Consider the following 18,957-nt stretch of genomic DNA (forward strand, 5'->3'; position numbering starts at 1 on the left):
ATTTGTTTAATTGAAGTAAATTAGTTCAAAAAAAACAGCCTTCAGGAACTTTCCTGTTGATATAAAGCCCCACAAGTTGAATTTATCGTCCAACTTGTGGGGCTTTATTATGTTGAAATTAAATTATGTGGACTTAGGTTGCTTACACTTTTAAACAATGCGGTATACTTATTTCAATTTATATTATGAGTCTATTAATGAAAACGTATTAAGTTTAACTAATGGAGAATTCACATGAATAAAATCCTATTGTGGTCCAATTTTTTAGTTGATTTACTTTTTATGATGTTGACCACTTTATTACCCATATTTGTTTTTTCGTTAACAAGATCTTATTCAGATGTTGGTAAAATACTGCTCGTTTTTACAATAAGTGTCTTCATTGTAAGACTTTCTGTATGGCATTCGGTGGGGAAAATAAAGTTAAGACTTTTATTTGGGACCATATCATTTTGTGCAACGTATGTTATTTTCTCACTTTTCTTTAAAAACTTCCTATTCTACTATGTTGGGTCTATATTATTAAGAGTAGGAATTGGCTTAATTCCTCCAATATTATTAAATCTTTTGACAAAAACGCAAAATGTGAAAACAAATGGGAAAAATATCGGTTTATATAATATAACTACTGCTGTATCATCAGCAACTGGCCCAATGATTGCAGAATTATTATATAAGTCGTCTGTTAAACTTTTACTTTTTAGTTGGCTTGCTTTGGCAATCCTTTTATTAATACTTGTTATAAAGGTGATATCCAATAAGCAAGCAACTATCATTGATAATACTCATACAAATAATGTCCCATTTAAATTTATGTCTTTAAAGTTATCCGTTCTACTTTTGTTTCTAACTGCCATTGCTATCTCTTATGGGACCATAATAAGTTATCTTCCGATTTATTTTAGCCATCTTCATTTATCCGTTGGTATTTACTATTTCCTGTTTTGGCTTTTTTATTCCATCGCTCAAGGGTCACACTTTTTTAATTCGAGTTGGGAATCGTTAACTATTATTGCTTTAGGGATGATTATTAGTATGGCAATTATTTCCTACAGTAATCTAAGTATATTGTCGTATCTTAGCGGCATTTTGTTTGGATATTTATATGGGTCGATATTTAGAATATATTATTCACTAATGGCAAAAATAAAGAATCCTACGTCAAGAAATAATGGATATGGAATAGTGGGTTTGATGTCTTATATTGGGGTAGGAATTTCACAAATCTTTATTAGCCCATTTCTAAAGTTGCCCATTAATAATATTTTTTTCTTAAGTAGTATGTATTTAATTCCATTTTTTATATTAATACCATTAGTATTGAGGAAAAAATAAAATTAAAATATTAAGTTAAATTAGTTCAAAAAAATAGCCTTCAGGAATTTCCTGAAGGCTATTTTCATTGGTCCCACTTTGTTACTAACGAGTGGCCCACGGTCACGATTGGTTGATAGCTCAGCACTTGATTGGTCTTGGTGTTGTACAGCACGTCACCCAGCTTGTCGACGTTATCACCGCCGTTTTGGTTGTACTTGGTTGCGTACGTGACGATGACGCGAATCTTCTTAATCGTTTCGGGACTGTTCGGATTGTCGTACATCTGTAGTCCAACCATTTTACTCTTGACGCCCATGCTTTTGACCTTATCCTTGGTCTGCTTGTTTCCTTGTTTGCCAAAGACCTTTTGGTTGCTAGCGTAGTTTGGTCCGATGAGTCCAGCGTCTTTTAGGACTTGAGGACGTGCTAGGAATTGGTCGTCATTATCGTAGGTGTAGAAAATCTGGAAGAATTCGTTTAGGTTCTTGTAGGTCGTGTCGGCCATGTGTTGGTTTTGCAGAATACTGCCGACCTTTTGATTATCGGTGTTTAAAAGGCGATTCTTATAACGCTTGTTTAGGGAGTTAAACCGTTGGTTGTACGTTTTCTGCTCAGCAGAAAGGGTGGCTCGATTGGTTTTAACCTGGGTGTTAATGGTGTCATTATGAATCATCAGGGTGAAGATAGCGAGGAGCAAGACGACAATGATTACGAACATGATTGCTAGAACACTGACGTTTTTATTGAGGTGAAATTTGTTGTTTTTAGCCATTGATTTCTTGACCTCCTAACGCCACGAACGTGCTGGTCCATGAAGTCCCAACGAGGGTCGTCTTTCGTTTCTTAACGTTGTAGTTAACGACGTAATTCAAGACGTTTGGCTTCTTATTCTTCCTTGAGGCAAAGGTAATGGTGATCATCGAGTTGTAGGATTGAGACTGGCTGTCGTAACGAGCGTTGTTGACGGAGACGTCCTCAATCTTTTGGTTTAGGTATTTTTTATTGTGTCCCTTGGTACTTAGAACCGTTTTAGTAAAGGCTGGATCGAAACGATCCTTTTTAAACTGCTTACTAACGGCTTGACGCTGTTTGCTTGATTTGGCCATGTATGCCATCTTCATGGCCTTTTGGTAGACCTGGTCGTTATTTTTCTGAATGGATGTGATGTCGACTCCGGTCTGGTGCTGCTTTTGAACTTTTTGCGTGGTCTTTTTGGCGTTTAACGTATTGGTTTCCTGCCGGGTTGTCCTAATCTTAGTCATAAGTTGTTGGTTTTTAGCCTTGGCGTGATGAGTTGAGACTAACAGACATCCTATCAGGATCACTAAGACGAAGATGATGCAGGATGCGACCGTCACGCAAACTAGGTTGACGTCATGTTTGGACTTGTTCATAAAATACCCTCGAATTCTGGAAAATGTAGTTACGTTAATTATAGCGGCTTTAAGTGAGAAGTGTAAATCAAATTTCCGTTAAGTTTCATTGGTTCTAAAGTTGTGATAAATTTTTAAGCAAAATATTTTCCCTGAAATTTCATTCCATGTAAAATTACAGATAAGGAAGTGATAAGAAATGGCTAAAGTAGCTGTACTTGTAACTAATGACGTTGAAGATGTTGAATTGACTTCACCAGTCGAAGCATTGAAAAAAGCTGGTCACGATATTACGATCATCGATAAGAAGGCTGGCGAAGAAATCACTGGTAAACACGGACACAAGACCAAGGTTGACGCTGGAATTGCCGATGTTATGCCGGAAAGCTTTGATGCTTTGCTAGTTCCCGGTGGCTTTTCACCAGATCAACTGCGGGGTGACCCACGGTTTGTTAAATTTGCGAGAAGTTTCTTGTTAGCTGACAAGCCAACGTTTGCGATTTGTCATGGTCCCCAATTGTTCATGCAGACGGGACTGGTTAAAGGTCGCACGATGACCGCTTATAAGACCGTTCAGACCGACATTTACTACGCTGGTGCCATTGTGAAAGATGAGCCAGTGGTAAAGGATCATCACTTAATTACGAGTCGAACACCGGATGATTTGGATCAGTTCAACGCTGCCATTGTCGAAGACTTAATTTGAGCTCGCAATAGTAAAAATGCTTTACGTATTTAATTACGTAAAGCATTTTTTTAATTATGGGTGGTAAACGATTTGGCCGTTAACAAAGGTCATGAGGTTCTGCGCATCGACTTGCTTGCCAATAAACGGCGAATCAATTCCCTTTGATTTCATGTTTTTGGTTGTAATTTGATGCGGCGCATTGAGATTCCAGACTGAGAAATTGGCGTGATTACCAACCTTGATTTGGTTTTCTTTTGAGAGCTTGAAGGCGGCAGTTGGCTTACTACTCATCCATTCTAGTAGTTGACTTAAAGTCACCTGACCGGTTTCAACCAGCCTGGTGTACAACAGTTGGAAAGCTGTTTCGATGCCGGTGATCCCGAAAGCCGCATCGTTAAAAGAATTCCCCTTGTCAGAGACGGTGTGGGGAGCGTGGTCGGTCGCAATCATGTCGATGGTGCCGTCCAATAATCCATCTAGTAACGCTTGCCGGTCTTTTTTGGTTCTCAGTGGTGGATTCATCTTGTACATGGGGTCGTCACTGGTAATCATGGAATCGTCTAGCAACAGGTGATGCGGGGAAACCTCAGCGGTGACATGCACGCCATCCGTTTTAGCCCGTCGAATCAGTTCCACGCTGCGCGCCGTTGAGACGTGACAGACGTGGTAGTGGACGCCACTCACACGTGCGAGTTCAAGGTCGCGAGCTAGTTGGCTGGTTTCCGTCACTTCAGGAATACTCGTTAGGCCTAGTTTTTTTGCTGCTAATCCTTCATTAATGACGCCGCCGTTCATTAACGAGCGGTCTTCGACGTGGGCAGCCAGAGGCAATCCAGTTTGAGCGATTTTTTTCATGGCCTTGTACATGGTATGGGCGCTCTGAATCCCAATCCCATCGTTACTGAAGGCTACGGCTCCAGCCTGTTTCATTGCGGCAAAGTTTACGAGTTGGTCACCACGTTCGTTATAGGTCACGGGGGCGAACTGTTTCACGTTGACAACGCCCTGTTGTAGGTTATGTTCAATCATCGTCTTTAGTTTATCCGGAGTGTTGGGGACGGGCGTGACGTTTGGCATGGCACAGACGGTCGTGTAACCACCTTGAGCGGACGCTTCACTACCGGTTTGGACGGTTTCCTTTTCCGTTTGACCGGGGTCTCTGAAGTGAACGTGCACGTCCACCAAACCGGGCAGTACCACCTTATTCATGGCGTCAATGACCCTGTTGGTTTGCGTTGGCTCAATTTGAGGTTTAATTTGTTTAATAACACCATCATCTAACAGTAAATCACACTGTTTGAGAGCTTGATTTTGAAATACTTGCCCGTTTTGAATTAAAATTTTCATCGTTCGTCAATTCCCTCAATATCTGCTTTATTCACAATGCCCTTATTAACGAGGACGTCGGTCAAAATGGCCATGCGCATGTACATCCCGTTCGTCATCTGTTTAAAGATTCGCGACTTGTCAGCTTCAACGAGGTCGGAATCAATCTCAATTCCCCGGTTGACGGGAGCGGGGTGCATGATGATGGCGTTATCCCTCATCGTTTGGTAGCGCTCCTTAGTTAAGCCAAATTGTTCGTGGTAACTGGTGGCGTCAAAGTCCGCCAGTTCTTTTCCGAGGCGTTCCTTTTGCACCCTGAGTAACATCACAATGTCGGAATTGTGGGCCAGTTCGTCAACGGTTAAATGTTTACCGTACTCCTCAAATTTCGGGTCGTACCACTGGTCGGGACCCGCAAACGACACGTACGCTCCGAGTTTAGTTAAAAGTTCCATGTTGGAACGGGCCACTCGGGAGTGGTTTAAGTCGCCAATGATCCCGACGTTTAAATCCTTGAAGGTGCCAAATTCCTGGTAGATGGTCATCATGTCAAGAAGTGATTGGGATGGGTGCTGGCCACTTCCGTCACCACCGTTGACCACACTAATTTTCAGGTTGTCGTTCAGTAGTTGTCGGTAGTACTCGTTTTCGGGATGCCGAATGACTGCGATGTCAACGCCAATCGCCTGAAGCGTTTTGATGGTGTCGGAGAGGGTCTCACCCTTGGTTACCGAACTGGTATCAGCGTTAAACTGGAGAACCTGAATGCCAAGTCTGCGTTCTGCCATCTCAAAGCTGGTGTGCGTTCTGGTACTGTTTTCAAAGAAGAGGTTCATTGCGTAGGTGGGGCGGTTTAGGTGCACCGATTTGTCTTCTTTAAAGAGTTGCGCCAGTTTAATCTTATGTAAAACCTGTTTCTCGTCCATGTCAGAGACCGTCACTAAGTCATGCTTGTATGAATATGCCATTTGATCCTCCTAGATTTTCACTTGGTTGAATTGCGTAAATAAAGGGCCTACTACAAATTAACGTAGTACGCCCACTTTTTGACATGACCAGTTAACTTTTCAATCTCTCTGGATTGAATTAAAGTAGTCTCGATTTATTTGATAAATACTCTAACTAAATTGACGTAGAAAGTCAATTATTTTTTAGGCAAGTTTTCTCAGTTGACAAGTGCGACTCGTTGCCATTATGATAATGACAATCAATCTTTAATTGGTTCAGAGAATCCAAAAGATTATTCATCCTAATTAAACTAATCGCGGTCGCAACTATGACAAATGGGAACTTCTCTGAATGCCCACTAATAGTTGTGACTTTTTATATACCAAAGGAGTTATTTACAATGGATCACATTTCAATTGCAGCACAGATCGGTAACGAGATGTTTGCCCATCCCTTTTTAAATGCCGCTGGAGTCTTTGACGAAACCGCTGAAGAGATGAATCAAATCCTGAAATCCGAAGCTGGTGGCGTGACGACCAAGAGTGCCACGTTAGAGCCACGTGAGGGGAACCCCAAGCCGCGCTATGCTGAAACAGAGTTTGGCAGTATCAATTCCATGGGATTACCAAACAAGGGACTGGCATACTATCTTGATTACATTGAACAAAATCAGATTAACAAACCAATTGATTTATCAATCTCGGGAACCTCCCTTGGTGACAACATCACGGCTCTAAGAAAAATTCAAGACAGTAGCTTTACCGGTCTATGTGAACTCAACTTGTCGTGTCCGAATGTGATTGGAAAGCCCCAGATTGGTTATGATTTTGCGGCCGTTCATGCGGCCATGGAAGCCATTTTTAGTTTTTACACCAAGCCACTGGGCCTCAAGTTACCACCATATTTTGACCTACAACAATACGACGCCATAAGTAAGATTTTGAACCAGTATCCCTTGACCTACATCAACACCATTAACAGTGTTGGTAACGGCTTAATTGTGGACGCTGACACCGAATCAGCAGTCATTTCCCCCAATGGTGGTTTTGGCGGCATCGGTGGTTCATACATCAAGCCCGTGGCACTGGCAAACGTACGAGCCTTCAGAAAGCGTTTGAAGCCAGAAATCAAGATTATCGGAACTGGTGGCGTTCGCACCGGGAAAGATGCCTTTGAGTTAATCCTGTGTGGTGCTGATATCGTTGAGGTCGGAACCGCTCTTTTAAAGGATGGCCCTGAAATCTTTTCACGTTTGGATTCTGAACTGACAGATATTATGCTTCACAAGGGCTACCATCAGTTGTCTGATTTTCGGGGAAAACTCAAGGAGCAGCAGGATTAATTTGGTCCTAGAATGATTTTAAATACTGCTATTAACGAAAAGGTGACCACACGATCAAATCGCGTGATCACCTTTTTAGTTTGAACCTTAAACTGCGTTTGAAATTTCACCAATTGGACCGGGAATTAACAGTACTAACGCCATGCAGACGAGTAGTACGATTACAAGTACAACAGCGATGGCAATAATAATCTTAGTTGACTTGGACATAAATCTCCTCCTAATCATTTTTGATTAGATCAGTCAAAAAGATGAGCTCCCATGAATTGAAACACACAATCTCGATCTTTTTGAGTTTGATCTTGTGTTCCTCATTTAAAATGGGGTCAAACGGATCGTCAACGGCTCGTGAAATCAGTGAGAAATTGGACGGTTCTCGATTTTTCATGTAGCCGATGCGGTCTTTTTTCTGGTTCTTCTTGTTAATTGTGACGACTTCAAAATTCACTTCACTCCGTGACAGATAATCAAGGACCTCCTGAAGTGGATTCTTAAAAGGAAGGTCTTCAATTGTTTTAATTTGTGGTGTATCCTTAAGCCCATATTCAGTCGCAAGGGTCCGATACTCGATCATCTGTTTTAAGTACGGAGTTCCCGTGTTAAAAACTGGAACTTCTTTTGTCAGATCGATTAATTCGTAGTTATCAAGACGACCTTCAAGGTCAATGGTCCTCATCAGCGCATACTTGTCGTTATGTTTTAAAATGTAACCAACGTCGAATTTGTTTTTCCGTTCATTTTCAAAGTATTCCACCATCGTGGTGGGATTGAGTTCATCAATATCAATGTCTTCCATTTTATTCACCTCCTGGGCTCAATTTCATCATACCCAAACGCTCACGATAGTACAAACATTTAGAAAATTGAGTTTAATTGGGTGTAAAATAGATACCAGAAGAACTAATAAAGGGGAATTTCATGTTAAAAAAACTTGTCAAGACGCGTCAATTCAAAACGTTATCGCTGGAATTCGTGGCGTATGCTTTCGTCATTTTAGACTTACTTTATTATGAAGCTTTTCACCTGTCGGCTGAGATTGGTCTAATCTTCATTTTTATGGCGGTTCCAATGGCTTTCTTTGAGTCAAAGGGGAAGGGTTATCAGTGGTCGTGGCTCGCGGCTTCGACCTTGATTTGTGGAGCAGCCGCTTCCGTAATGAATCGACCGTACTTTGTGTTGGCTGTGCTGTTCTTTACCGCCGTTTATGCCTTCATGATTTATCACCCGATTAGTCTGTATCCTAAGTTTTGGATGATGTTGATCTACTGGATGGTGTTCATCTTGGGATGCGACATCATCACGTGGACGGGACGCAAGATTAACATTGTGACCGAGAGTCATAAGCAACTTTTGAGCGCTAATCTTGAAATTATTGGAATTACCCTGTTAGTGATGGTGATTTTGACGGCAATCGGCTACTTCTTGATTCGTGGGCAGTTAGAACCTTTGCTCATTAAAAACAGCATCATGTTCTGGATTAACGTGGTGTTGAGCGTCCTGTTGGTCATTCAGTCGGCGGTCGTGGTTTTCTGGCTGAAATTTGGACCGTTTCACCTTCACCTTGGCCCGCATTCCATCATCGGTGGTTTTACGATGGTGGGTGGCAGTTTGATTGCCCTCTTGATTTACATTGAACTGGTGTTTATTATCATTAATTCAATTTGGTCCAGTTATACAATGGGAAAGTGGCAGGTCGTAAGTAGCTTTGTTTACTTGGACCTAGTGCTCGTGTTTATCATGCTGCTTTTGGGAAACTCATTAATTTAAATAAAATTGACAAGAGAAAATGGCTTCACGTATTTGAGTACGTGAGGCCATTTTTGGGTTTAATGTAAGTTCTTTAATTTTTGTACAAAGTCCGTTATTCCATTAGCATCTATAGCAGTTAGTTTTCCTATGGGTGATTTATTTATGATTGCTTTTTTATCAATTGATCTTAAAACTCCACAATCAACATATGATTGCTTTTTTAATCCTGCAATTTTCCATTCGACAATAGGATAATAAGACTTTTTTATAGTAGCTGACTTTGTTTTATATCTAGAAGTTATTGGAAAGTATCCAATTTTGTTTTTGTCTAATGTTCCCAACACTAGAAGTGGTCTATCTTTAAATCCATTTTGGGTAATGAAAGTTACTCGTGCAATATAAATTTCAAATTGATCAACCATTGAGACCCCAGTCGACTAATGCTTGATCATCAGTATTATCATTAATAACAATCTCGCCTTTAGCATTGGTTTTAGTTTTTTTGGCGGGGACTTGATTTAATATGTTATTCCAAACAGATTTATTATCTCTTTTGGTAATTACGATTGAGTTACCTTTAACTGTAAGACAAATATTTGTACTGTCCGTTATATCTAATTCTTTTCGTACGCTAGCAGGAATAGTAACTTGACCTTGTTTAGATATTTTAGTATTTACAACTGGTGTCATTATATACCTCTCTTTACTTAAATCACTTTACCATTTAACTACATTAATTGTATCTTTATTAGTTAGATAATACAAGTAAGTTTGTTTAAAATAAGTGCTTGTGTTTATCATGCTGCTTTTGGGAAATTCATTAGTTTAAATAAAATTGACGAAATAAAATGGCTTCACGTATTTAAGTACGTGAGGCCATTTTTGGTTTGCTTAGTTAAAACGCCATTACCAATAACTTAATTCCTTCAACGATGAAGTAGATCCCGATGAAGATAATAACAACGGCGTTTGAAAGGTATGGGGTAAACAATAGGATAATTCCAATGATGATTCCGATAATACCGGCCGTTACGATTAACCAGTAGTAACGTTTGGCTGATTTCTGTTGTGCTTTGGTTGCCGAGTAGATGCTTAGACCAGAGTCAACGATGAACCAGATCGCAAAGGCAATGGCGATGAGGTAGAAGCCAAATGAGCGGCTGAATAACAGGATCAGACCAATGATGATATCGATAATTCCATTAATGATAATCAAATATCCCGAAACATCAAAGTTCTTTTGCAGTTGATGATGAAGCACCAAGTGATACAGGCCAATGCAGAGTGCCACGATTCCTAAAATAACGGCTAGTGCCTGCAGTGTGGCAAATGGCTTGATGAAGACAAAGAGTCCAGCGGCAACAAAGATAATTCCCGCAATTAAGGCCCATCCATCAAAACCTTTTTCTTTTTCATTAAACATATAAAACGCTCCCTTTATTTAAAGCTATTACGTGGTCAATTATAACGTAGTTTGTAAGGAATTGTGTAATAAAAAACATACCTGGCGTTTGTTGCGTATATTAAACTTGGGCGGATAGAAAAGAGGCGAAATTATGTTTTTAAATAACTCATAATTGACAATTGGGTATTATTAATATGATAATTATGGAAGAATTACTTAAATATGTAAGGGGGAATTAATATGGCGAAAGCATTAAGTGTAGCTGACTATGTAATTAAACAAACACAAAAAGAAAACGAGCCAATTACTAATTTAAAATTACAGAAAGTATTATATTTTTTAAACGTTATCCATTTAATTGAATGTGACAAACCCTTAATTACTGATTATAAATTTGAGAAATGGTTATATGGTCCCGTAATTCATAATATTTACAGGGAGTACTCCTCTAATGGAGCTGATAATATTAAGATTCCAAAACAGTATGTTAAAAGTTATAGTTTAAACGACGAAGGAAAAGTAAATGAAACGCCCTATTCTCCTGAAGATTTAGAATTATCGGCAGATACTAGGAATTTTATTAAAAATCATTTAAATGATTTATTGAGGTTTAATCCATTTGAACTAGTTGATTACTCACATAAAGAACCACAATGGAATAATAAAAATCATATTCAGTATGATGATAAGGAGACAATTAACTATTATTCAAATAAAAATAATAGATTTTGGGAAAATAATAAATATGGAAACTCAGGAAAAAAATAATCAAAAAGAAATATGTGCAGAAGTATCAAAAAAATATTGTAAACTTATATTTTCCTCAAAATCTTTGAACGAGGTAAATACAAATTCTCTGAAACAAACTCTATCTGATATGGAAAAATATAATATCCATGTTCCTTATGAAATAATTGCGGAAAAAATTTTTAATTGCGAAGAAAGTAAGGTTAAAGGGCTCGTAGATCAGGCTGAAGAAATTCTCAATACAGTTAGTTCTACAGGCAATCCTAAAAGGTCAGAAATAATTGATTCTACTATCCGTAATATGGAATTAACTAAAGTACAAGATGAGTTTATTGATAATAAAACAAATGATGCTAATAAAGAATTGGCTAGTATTAAAGAACAATCTGATAAAATTAGTAAGATGAAAGAGAATATTTATACTGATTTTATAACTATTTTAGGAATTTTCACTGCCATTACATTTGCTATATTTGGTGGAATTACTAGTGTTTCTCATGCTTTTGAGAAAATCCAAAATGTTTCTTCTATTGGTGGTGCATTAATATCTGCTGGAATATCATTTCTTTTAATTTATGGAGTTGTCATTGTTTTATTTACTGGAATTTCAAAAATAACTCATCTTCCTCAAAAATATTCTTTTAGTATGGGAATAACAATTTGTTTAATACTATCTGCCATTGCTTCTATTGGGATAGGTACATTTTGTGTAATGAAATAGCATGATTAAAGATCTAACATTAATTTATAATGTTGGATCTTTTTTTGTGAACGCACTCAATTATGTAAACATTAATTAACATGTTTCCACCTTGTAAGTGCTCTTCTTTTTAAACGAGTGCTTTATTATTCTTCTGCTTACGGTATATTGAAATTAATAAAACTTAAAGGAGTACATAAATGAAAATTATTTTTGCTCAGCAATTACAAAAATTACGAAAAGAAAAGAGAGTTTCTCAAGAAGAGTTGGCAAATGATTTATATGTGACCCGTCAAACAGTTTCGAAATGGGAACTTGGTGAAACTACTCCAAATTTAAATACAATTGAGAAAATTGCCAAAATTTTTCAAATTCCAGTAGAGGTGTTGTTATTTGGTAATAAACCAGATAAAAATTCATCTAATCAAAATGGATACAATTCTCCTCAAAACGTTAACGAAAGATATCATCCGATTAATAATGTGTGGGAATTCTTAGCTAGATATTGGTGGATTGTTTTAATTTTGATTTTAGTATCTGGATTTGTGTTTACCGTAGCAGAAATGTTCCATAGTTAAGTTTATAGAGAGGAATTGGTATGCTTTCAGTAAAAGATATTAGTGTTTCTTTTGGGAAAAATCATGTCTTGAAAAATGTTTCATTTGAAGTTAAATCTGGTGAAATTGTAGGTTTAATCGGTCCTAATGGAGCCGGTAAAAGTACGATTATGAAAACAATTTTAGGTCTTCTAAAGTTTAAGGGGTCAGTTTCCTTAAATGGTCAAAGTGTCACCACTACTAACCATATTGCACTGAAAAAAGTGGGAGCGTTGGTTGAAAATCCAGCTATTTATCCATTTTTAACAGGGATGGAGAACCTTAAACTATATAGTAAAGATTCAACAGATATGCATCATATTGTTTCGTTATTACAGATGAATTCATACATTGACCAAAAATCTAAAAATTATTCTATTGGAATGAAACAAAAATTGGGGATTGCAATTGCTTTATTAAATAAGCCTGATTTAGTTATTTTGGATGAGCCAATGAACGGTTTAGATATTGAAGCTACCATTAGTGTTAGAAAGATCATTAGGGAATATGCCCAAAATGGGACTGCCTTTTTAATTTCTAGTCATATATTATCAGAATTACAGAAAGTCATGACGGATATTTTAATTTTAAAAAATGGCAAAATAATTTTAAGTAAGTCATTACAAGAAATTTTTGAAACTAATGATCAAAAATACCGATTAATTACACGAAATATGAATAAGACAAAAGATATCTTAAAGAAATTCAAAGTTGATTTTATTGATGAAAGTGATTTTTATGTAATTAATCGAAGCAATTTGGATAAAATTCAAGAAATTCTGGCTGATAATAGTATTTATCTTGAAGAGTTGACTCCTGATAATGGTAATTTGGAAAAGATTGTAGTCCAAATTCTGGAGAAAGAGGGGGTTCAATAGAATGATTGCCAGTTTACGACATGAATTTTATAAATTTGTTCACCAAAGATTACCCTTATATGGAATTGCGGTTTTGTTTGTTTTAATGCTTTACAGTGCCTTAACTGGAAATAATAACAATTTAGTGGTTACACAAGGCTTCGGTATGGGCCAATGGTCCATCGTGATTTTAATTGCGGTTGCATCTGATTTTATTGCCATTGAATACCGTAATCATACTATTAGTACTCTGTTTTATAAAACATCTAATAAATTAAAGATTTATTTATCTAAGTTTATGATTGTGATGTTTTATGGAATAACTTTATTAGGACTTGGTTCCTTGTTAACTTTGATATTTACGTTCTTTTTAGCTAATCAAGAATTTTCCTGGTTTTCGCTTGTTAATGATCAACATACTGTTTTAATTTCCCTCTTATTGAATGTCGTTGGTTATCTATTGTATATGATTTTTGTGATTGTACTTGCTTTTCTTCTTATTGTTTTAACTCAAAATGAATCGTTTGTAATTGCGATGGGACTATTAATCGTGTTTTTAGGATCGAATATCTCAACCGCCATCATGAAAAGCATCCCGACTTCAGTCAATTTTATAAAATGGAATCCGTTGAATATGATTTATGTAATTAATCAATTATCTAATAAAAAGTACTTTCTATTTTCAAATTTAAGTAATGTTCAGTTAATAATAGGAACGCTTATTTATGGACTAGGGTTTTTTGTTGTTGGGTATTTTATTTTTAAGCATCAACGGATTTAAAATGGAGGGGATCTAGTTATGCTACGTTGTTTACATCAGGAACTTTATAAAAGTATTCATCGAAAAATTGTTTATATTACACCATTTTTAATTCCCGTTTATATGCTCATTGTTAAGATGGCTTCTGGTAATCAACAAAATAATTTGTTAGCTATGACAAATGACGATTCTAATCAGATTATTCCCTTAGTGTTAATCATAGTTTGTTCGACACTTTTTACGATGGAATATCAGAATAATGCGATTTTAACGATCCTTTATAAAGCTCCGCAAAAAGCTGACGTTTATTTTGCTAAAGTACTGATTGCATGTAGTTATGCGATAATATTACATTTATTTTCAATAATTTACTTTTTTATTTTCCAGTTAGTTCCGTTTACTTCTTTGTCAATAAATTGGTTAGATTTATATCAATATCACAGTCCGTTAATTATAAATATGATTATTTTTAATTTAGTGGATTTGGTTGCATCTTTATTGATAATTAGTTTGGTATTTATTGCATCATGCATTATTAATTCAAATGCGGTAGTTATTACAACTAATATTCTCATCGTTTTGATTGGTCAATTCGTCTCAGGCAATTTAGTAGATAAAAGTAATTCATTTTCTAATATATTAAAATGGAATCCCTTTAATATGCTGAACTTGACTAATCAATACTATAACTACGGAACTTATCATTTAACAACTCTTTTGAGCAATGGTCAATTAATGATTGGAACATTGGGATGGTCACTCACATTTTTAGTGTTAGGGTACATAATTTTTCAGAGAAAAAGTTTTTGATTAATATTTTTTATAAATAACGAAAAATACCTTTAGATTGGATTGATAAAATCCATCTAAAGGTATTTATATTGTTTAACTTTTAATAAAATGAAGGTTTGGAAAGATTCTCAGTACCTGGTTCAACCACGCCAATGTCTTCACGTTGGTATTTACTTGGGTCTTCAATGATGCTGACAATTAACTTGGCAATGGCTTCCCGGGTGACTTGCGCACCCTTAAACGGTTTACCAGCGGGGATAACTTCGTATTTTTCGTTGTTCTTGTCGTTATAAAGCCAGGTCATCTTCAAGTAAGTGTAGTCAATGTCGGAATCAAGCAGTTCCTTATAGGCTTTCTTGGGATCAGCGTAGGTACTGCCAATCATCTCGTTGTTCCACTTCTTAAATGGTCCAACGACCGTATCGTCAACGTCTAGGAGACCAGCGACGATTAAACGTTTAACGTCTGCTTGGTCCATGGCCTTGATAACGGAACTCATTGCCTTAGCGTGAGGGACATCCGAAAAGACGATGTCTTGACCTTTCATAACGCTTGTCAAGGTTTCATCATCATTGATGTCACCGTCAACGACGGTTTCTCGTTTGGGGTCACTGACAGTTAAGCGACTTTTAGCGTTACGAGCTAGTAGGGTCATGTCAACGTCGGTGTCCTTTAGTAATTTTTGAATTACGATGCTAGGAATTTGTCCCGCGGCACCTAAGATTAGTACTTTTTTTGCCATATGCAATTCCTCCGTTTCTATTCATCACTTTTGACGCCCTTAGTGTGACGCATTTCGTAACGAACTACAAATGTTATGAACGCCGAAAACAGTAAAATAATGGCGACAATCGTGTAGGGGTAGTGAGGGTTAATGTCCATTAGGACTCCAGAAAAAATGGGTCCAATGATGTTACCAACGCTGGTTAGTGACATATTTAAGCCGTTGATTAATCCCTGGTTATTTTTGCCAAAACGAGTCAGCAGTGTTGTGATGGCGGGCCTTAACACGTCAAAGGCACAGAAGACGACTAGGGTGGCAATGATGACTTCGATTTTGCTGTGAGCAAACAGAATCCAGACGATACAGATGGAACTGAGGATGAAACAGTCACGGATGAGACCCAGTTCACCGCGCATTCGGACCAAGCGGTCGAAGAAGACGACCTGAAGGACCAGGGAAATCATCCCGTTGATGATTAGGACGACAGCAATGTTATCAAGGGTAAAGTGAAAGACCTGGTTCACGTAGATCGTGTAGATACTTTCAAAGCCCTGCAGGCCAAATGATGAGATTAAAATCATGGCAAAAAGGGCAATCATGGTCCCGTTTAAGATGGACTTCAGGCCCTTTTCGGTGATGTGGACTTCCTCCATGACGGGATTTTTTTGATTGGTCTGTTTGATGTGCTTGGGAAGTCCTATGACAAAGAAGATGACGGCGATGATGCCAAGGACGCCCGCAAACCAGAACGGCGTCTTGTACCCAAACTTGGCAAGTGCACCACCAATCCCGGGACCGATGATTAAACCACCACTAAAGGCAGCCGATAGCAGGCCAATGACCTTGGCCCGTTGTTCTGAAGACGACAGGTCAGCGGCCATTGCCATGGACGTTGGCACCACCATGGCGGCCGAAATTCCACCAATTAGTCGGGAAATATCGAATAACAGCAGTGTGTTAGAGGCCGCAAACATCATTTCCGAGACGGAATAAAGAACGAGTCCTCCAGCCAGAATCGGTGCCCGACCAATCTTGTCAGAGATTCGACCGACAAACGGCGATCCGATGAACTGAGTTAGGGCGTACAGGGAAGTCATGGTTCCCATCTGAGCGGTGGTTAAATGATATTCGTTTTTAATGAAAGGTTCGACTGGAATTACCAGACTCATCCCTAAACAAATGATAAAGTTCGCAATAATCAGGATGAAAATTGCTCGTTTGGCAGCTTTTGACACGTCGTTCCCTCCCATTTCGTTAAGTAATATCATCCATTTTAGCACGGTATCACGCGCTTGCTCCAGTCCCTTTCTGAGAAATTGTGAAGTCAGATAAGTTGAAAAGCCGTGGCTTCGGACTTACATTCCGTAAGTTAAATTTTGATTGCAAGGCGTTACACTTATTAATTGTAATTGAAAATAAAAATCAATAGAATGGATGCAACGAGAGAAGAAGGGATGGTTACATGAAGAAGGAAGAATTAGATCGTAATTTAAAAAAGTATGCGGAACTGATTGTCAAGGTCGGAGTAAACGTCCAACCGGGCCAGACGGTCGTTCTGTATATCTCTGATCATCACCAGGACTTGGCCCACATGATTGTGAAAGAAGCCTATAAAGCTGGGGCCGCCGATGTGATGGTGAAGTGGGACGATACCTTTGTTTCTAAGCAGTTCTTAGAACACGCTAGTGACGAACGGTTGGAAAACATTCCCCAGTACATGATTGATGAGGCCAACTACATCGTTGATAAGCATGCCGCTCGAATCTCAGTTTTGTCTGAGGACCCGGCTGCTTTTGCCCAAATTGATCCCAAACGAGTGGCCAAGAACACGGCTGCCATGGGGAAGGCCACGAACGCGGTCCGGGTTGCTACGCAGAATAACGACTTAACCTGGACGGTCGTGGGTGCCGCTGACACAGCCTGGGCAAAACAGGTTTTTCCTGACTTACCGGATGACGAAGCCGTTGATAAGTTGTGGCGCGAGATTTTCAAAACCGCTCGAGTTGATAACGACGACCCCATTCAGGCTTGGAAGGACCACAAGGACCAACTCCAAGAAAAGGCAGCTTGGTTAAATGAGGAACAGTTTGACACGTTGCAGTACCATTCCCCACGAACTGACATGGAGGTCGGATTGCCCAAGCACCACGTCTGGGTCGGGGCTGGCAGTACCAGTGTTGATGGCATTAAGTTCATGCCCAACATGCCAACCGAAGAGGTCTTCACGGCTCCTGACAAACGCCGGATTAACGGTCACGTCACTTCAACGAAACCGTTAAGCTATTCTGGCACTTTGATTGAAGACATGGAGTTCACTTTTAAGGACGGACAGGTCGTAAAGGCTACTGCCAAGAAAGGGCAAAAGACACTTGACCACCTCCTTGCCACCGATCCGGGAGTTCGTTCGCTCGGCGAAGTTTCACTGGTGCCGGATCCTAGTCCAATTTCACAATCGGGGATCATTTTTTATAACACCCTGTACGACGAAAATGCCAGTGATCACATGGCCCTGGGCGCTGCTTATCCATTCAGCGTTGTTGGTGGGACCGAGATGAGTCCGGAAGAACAAGACCAGGCTGGCTTAAATAGCAGTCAAGAACACGTTGATTTCATGATGGGTTCTGACGACATGAACATCGACGGTGTTAAAGCTGATGGGACGGTCGTTCCCGTCTTTCGTAACGGAGACTGGGCCTAGTGGAAAAACCAACTGAAGTGGCTCATCCGCTCACGATTGCGTCCACCACTGACAACAACATGGCACTGCCGCTGGCAATTAATTACACTTCCATCCTTTTAAACAATCCCGATGCAGACTTTGAGTTTTTTGTCGTCAACGATTATCTAAATCCCAAAAATCAGAACTTAATTGCCACGCTTCCGAAGCTTTTTCAAAACTGTCTAACGGTGAAATTTTTAAAACCCCACGAGGACCGTTACCAGAAGGCCAACACGGATGCTCCGAACAGCATCATCAAACGCAATACTTACTACCGCATTGATATTCCAGAAGAAATTGACCGTCCCAGGATTCTCTATCTTGACGCTGATATGATTTGTGTGGGAAACATTGATGAACTTTATCACGCTGATTTAAATGGGAAAGTAATTGGCGCCGTTGAAAATGCTGGTTATTTGGACCGCCTGCGTGAGATGGGAGTCAGTGAGAAAGCTGGCCACTACTTTAACGCCGGCTTGTTACTAATTGATACCGAGAAGTGGCGGAAAAACGGTATTTCTCAAAAAGCTCGTAGCCTTTCAAATGACCATCCGGAAATGTTGCGGTTTCAGGATCAGGACGCCTTAAATGCCATTTTTAACGGTGATTGGCAGGCATTACCCTCCAAGTACAACGTGCAAAGTAACCTTATTAAAGGCAAGTACCGCAAAAGTGAGACGACGGACGGGCAACGTTCTCAAGTAGAGGCGTTGGATCATCCCGTCATTGTGCACTACACAAACTTCGATAAGCCGTGGATTGTCAAGGTGGATCATCTGCATCCCTTGAGAAGTCTGTATGATGAGTACCAAAATAAATTACTGAATCAACTAGCGTGGTACGTTAGTAATCATCACTAGTTTTAAACCTAAAAAAGCACTTCAGAAAATTCTGAAGTGCTTTTAGTTTATTTA

General features: G+C 38.9%; 23 protein-coding genes. 12 read left to right on the plus strand and 11 right to left on the minus strand.

Annotated features, from left to right (window positions below; translation table 11 throughout):
• Positions 1-234 precede the first annotated feature (234 nt).
• The gene (locus AC6UDE_RS00890) at positions 235-1,335 is read left to right on the plus strand and encodes an MFS transporter (protein ID WP_500696319.1); all 1,101 of its coding nucleotides are present in this window, start codon (positions 235-237) and stop codon (positions 1,333-1,335) included.
• Between the two features lie 64 nt (positions 1,336-1,399).
• On the opposite strand, the gene AC6UDE_RS00895 is transcribed toward AC6UDE_RS00890, so the two are convergent.
• Entirely contained in the window at positions 1,400-2,089 is a 690-nt protein-coding gene (locus tag AC6UDE_RS00895) for a hypothetical protein (RefSeq protein WP_500696320.1), read from the minus strand.
• Positions 2,082-2,711: a hypothetical protein gene (locus tag AC6UDE_RS00900; protein WP_500696321.1), complete on the minus strand. Its 630-nt coding sequence runs from the start codon at positions 2,709-2,711 to the stop codon at positions 2,082-2,084. Before AC6UDE_RS00900 ends, AC6UDE_RS00895 begins: the two co-directional genes overlap by 8 nt.
• A gap of 178 nt (positions 2,712-2,889) precedes the next feature.
• On the opposite strand from AC6UDE_RS00900, the gene AC6UDE_RS00905 reads away from it, so the two are divergent.
• Positions 2,890-3,396, plus strand: a complete 507-nt coding sequence (locus tag AC6UDE_RS00905) for a type 1 glutamine amidotransferase domain-containing protein (RefSeq protein WP_500695500.1) — start codon at positions 2,890-2,892, stop codon at positions 3,394-3,396.
• A 54-nt stretch (positions 3,397-3,450) separates the two neighbouring features.
• Here AC6UDE_RS00905 and pyrC read toward each other — a convergent pair whose 3' ends face one another.
• Positions 3,451-4,725, minus strand: coding sequence for a dihydroorotase (gene pyrC / locus AC6UDE_RS00910; RefSeq protein WP_500696322.1), 1,275 nt, complete (start codon positions 4,723-4,725; stop codon positions 3,451-3,453).
• Positions 4,722-5,672, minus strand: a complete 951-nt coding sequence (locus AC6UDE_RS00915; protein WP_500696323.1) for an aspartate carbamoyltransferase catalytic subunit — start codon at positions 5,670-5,672, stop codon at positions 4,722-4,724. Before AC6UDE_RS00915 ends, pyrC begins: the two co-directional genes overlap by 4 nt.
• A 380-nt stretch (positions 5,673-6,052) precedes the next feature.
• Here AC6UDE_RS00915 and AC6UDE_RS00920 point away from each other — a divergent pair, with 380 nt between their 5' ends.
• Positions 6,053-6,994 (plus strand): dihydroorotate oxidase, encoded by a 942-nt coding sequence (locus AC6UDE_RS00920; protein WP_500696324.1) that lies wholly within the window; start codon positions 6,053-6,055, stop codon positions 6,992-6,994.
• 87 nt (positions 6,995-7,081) lie between these two features.
• Here the strand turns inward: AC6UDE_RS00920 and AC6UDE_RS00925 are convergent, their stop codons facing one another.
• Together AC6UDE_RS00925 and AC6UDE_RS00930 are read right to left on the minus strand one after the other, a co-directional pair.
• Complete coding sequence (locus AC6UDE_RS00925; RefSeq protein ID WP_500693256.1) at positions 7,082-7,204, minus strand: hypothetical protein; 123 nt, start codon at positions 7,202-7,204, stop codon at positions 7,082-7,084.
• 10 nt (positions 7,205-7,214) lie between these two features.
• Entirely contained in the window at positions 7,215-7,790 is a 576-nt protein-coding gene (locus AC6UDE_RS00930; protein WP_500693257.1) for a hypothetical protein, read from the minus strand.
• Positions 7,791-7,912: 122 nt separating this feature from the next.
• On the opposite strand from AC6UDE_RS00930, the gene AC6UDE_RS00935 reads away from it, so the two are divergent.
• Entirely contained in the window at positions 7,913-8,761 is an 849-nt protein-coding gene (locus AC6UDE_RS00935; protein WP_500695495.1) for a hypothetical protein, read from the plus strand.
• Between the two features lie 59 nt (positions 8,762-8,820).
• Here the strand turns inward: AC6UDE_RS00935 and AC6UDE_RS00940 are convergent, their stop codons facing one another.
• The 3 genes from AC6UDE_RS00940 to AC6UDE_RS00950 form a co-directional block, all read right to left on the minus strand.
• Positions 8,821-9,165 carry a hypothetical protein gene (locus tag AC6UDE_RS00940; RefSeq protein ID WP_500696325.1) on the minus strand — a complete coding sequence of 115 codons (345 nt, stop codon included), beginning with the start codon at positions 9,163-9,165 and terminating at the stop codon, positions 8,821-8,823.
• Complete coding sequence (locus AC6UDE_RS00945) at positions 9,158-9,433, minus strand: AbrB/MazE/SpoVT family DNA-binding domain-containing protein (protein ID WP_500696326.1); 276 nt, start codon at positions 9,431-9,433, stop codon at positions 9,158-9,160. The genes AC6UDE_RS00940 and AC6UDE_RS00945 overlap by 8 nt, the downstream gene beginning before the upstream one ends.
• Positions 9,434-9,638: 205 nt before the next feature.
• Positions 9,639-10,166 carry a DUF308 domain-containing protein gene (locus AC6UDE_RS00950; protein WP_500695492.1) on the minus strand — a complete coding sequence of 176 codons (528 nt, stop codon included), beginning with the start codon at positions 10,164-10,166 and terminating at the stop codon, positions 9,639-9,641.
• Positions 10,167-10,388: 222 nt separating this feature from the next.
• Between AC6UDE_RS00950 and AC6UDE_RS00955 the strand changes: the two genes are divergently transcribed.
• The 6 genes from AC6UDE_RS00955 to AC6UDE_RS00980 all read left to right on the plus strand — a co-directional run bounded on the left by AC6UDE_RS00955 (position 10,389) and on the right by AC6UDE_RS00980 (position 14,618).
• Complete coding sequence (locus AC6UDE_RS00955) at positions 10,389-10,916, plus strand: Panacea domain-containing protein (RefSeq protein WP_500696327.1); 528 nt, start codon at positions 10,389-10,391, stop codon at positions 10,914-10,916.
• Complete coding sequence (locus tag AC6UDE_RS00960; protein ID WP_500696328.1) at positions 10,894-11,616, plus strand: hypothetical protein; 723 nt, start codon at positions 10,894-10,896, stop codon at positions 11,614-11,616. Before AC6UDE_RS00955 ends, AC6UDE_RS00960 begins: the two co-directional genes overlap by 23 nt.
• Before the next feature lie 179 nt (positions 11,617-11,795).
• Positions 11,796-12,173, plus strand: coding sequence for a helix-turn-helix transcriptional regulator (locus AC6UDE_RS00965; protein ID WP_500696329.1), 378 nt, complete (start codon positions 11,796-11,798; stop codon positions 12,171-12,173).
• 20 nt (positions 12,174-12,193) lie between these two features.
• Positions 12,194-13,069 (plus strand): ABC transporter ATP-binding protein, encoded by an 876-nt coding sequence (locus AC6UDE_RS00970; RefSeq protein WP_500696330.1) that lies wholly within the window; start codon positions 12,194-12,196, stop codon positions 13,067-13,069.
• A gap of 1 nt (position 13,070) precedes the next feature.
• Positions 13,071-13,829 (plus strand): ABC transporter permease, encoded by a 759-nt coding sequence (locus tag AC6UDE_RS00975; protein ID WP_500696331.1) that lies wholly within the window; start codon positions 13,071-13,073, stop codon positions 13,827-13,829.
• An 18-nt stretch (positions 13,830-13,847) separates the two neighbouring features.
• The gene (locus AC6UDE_RS00980; protein ID WP_500696332.1) at positions 13,848-14,618 is read left to right on the plus strand and encodes an ABC transporter permease; all 771 of its coding nucleotides are present in this window, start codon (positions 13,848-13,850) and stop codon (positions 14,616-14,618) included.
• An 82-nt stretch (positions 14,619-14,700) separates the two neighbouring features.
• Here AC6UDE_RS00980 and AC6UDE_RS00985 read toward each other — a convergent pair whose 3' ends face one another.
• Positions 14,701-15,342 carry an NAD(P)H-binding protein gene (locus tag AC6UDE_RS00985; RefSeq protein ID WP_500696333.1) on the minus strand — a complete coding sequence of 214 codons (642 nt, stop codon included), beginning with the start codon at positions 15,340-15,342 and terminating at the stop codon, positions 14,701-14,703.
• A 17-nt stretch (positions 15,343-15,359) separates the two neighbouring features.
• Positions 15,360-16,559, minus strand: coding sequence for an MFS transporter (locus tag AC6UDE_RS00990; RefSeq protein ID WP_500696334.1), 1,200 nt, complete (start codon positions 16,557-16,559; stop codon positions 15,360-15,362).
• Between the two features lie 227 nt (positions 16,560-16,786).
• On the opposite strand from AC6UDE_RS00990, the gene AC6UDE_RS00995 reads away from it, so the two are divergent.
• Together AC6UDE_RS00995 and AC6UDE_RS01000 are read left to right on the plus strand one after the other, a co-directional pair.
• A complete protein-coding gene (locus AC6UDE_RS00995; RefSeq protein ID WP_500696335.1) occupies positions 16,787-18,022 on the plus strand; it encodes an aminopeptidase in 1,236 nt (411 codons plus the stop codon).
• Positions 18,022-18,903: a glycosyltransferase family 8 protein gene (locus AC6UDE_RS01000; RefSeq protein WP_500696336.1), complete on the plus strand. Its 882-nt coding sequence runs from the start codon at positions 18,022-18,024 to the stop codon at positions 18,901-18,903. The genes AC6UDE_RS00995 and AC6UDE_RS01000 overlap by 1 nt, the downstream gene beginning before the upstream one ends.
• The last annotated feature ends 54 nt before the right edge of the window (positions 18,904-18,957 follow it).

The organism is Fructilactobacillus sp. X2R5C3 (assembly GCF_059901325.1).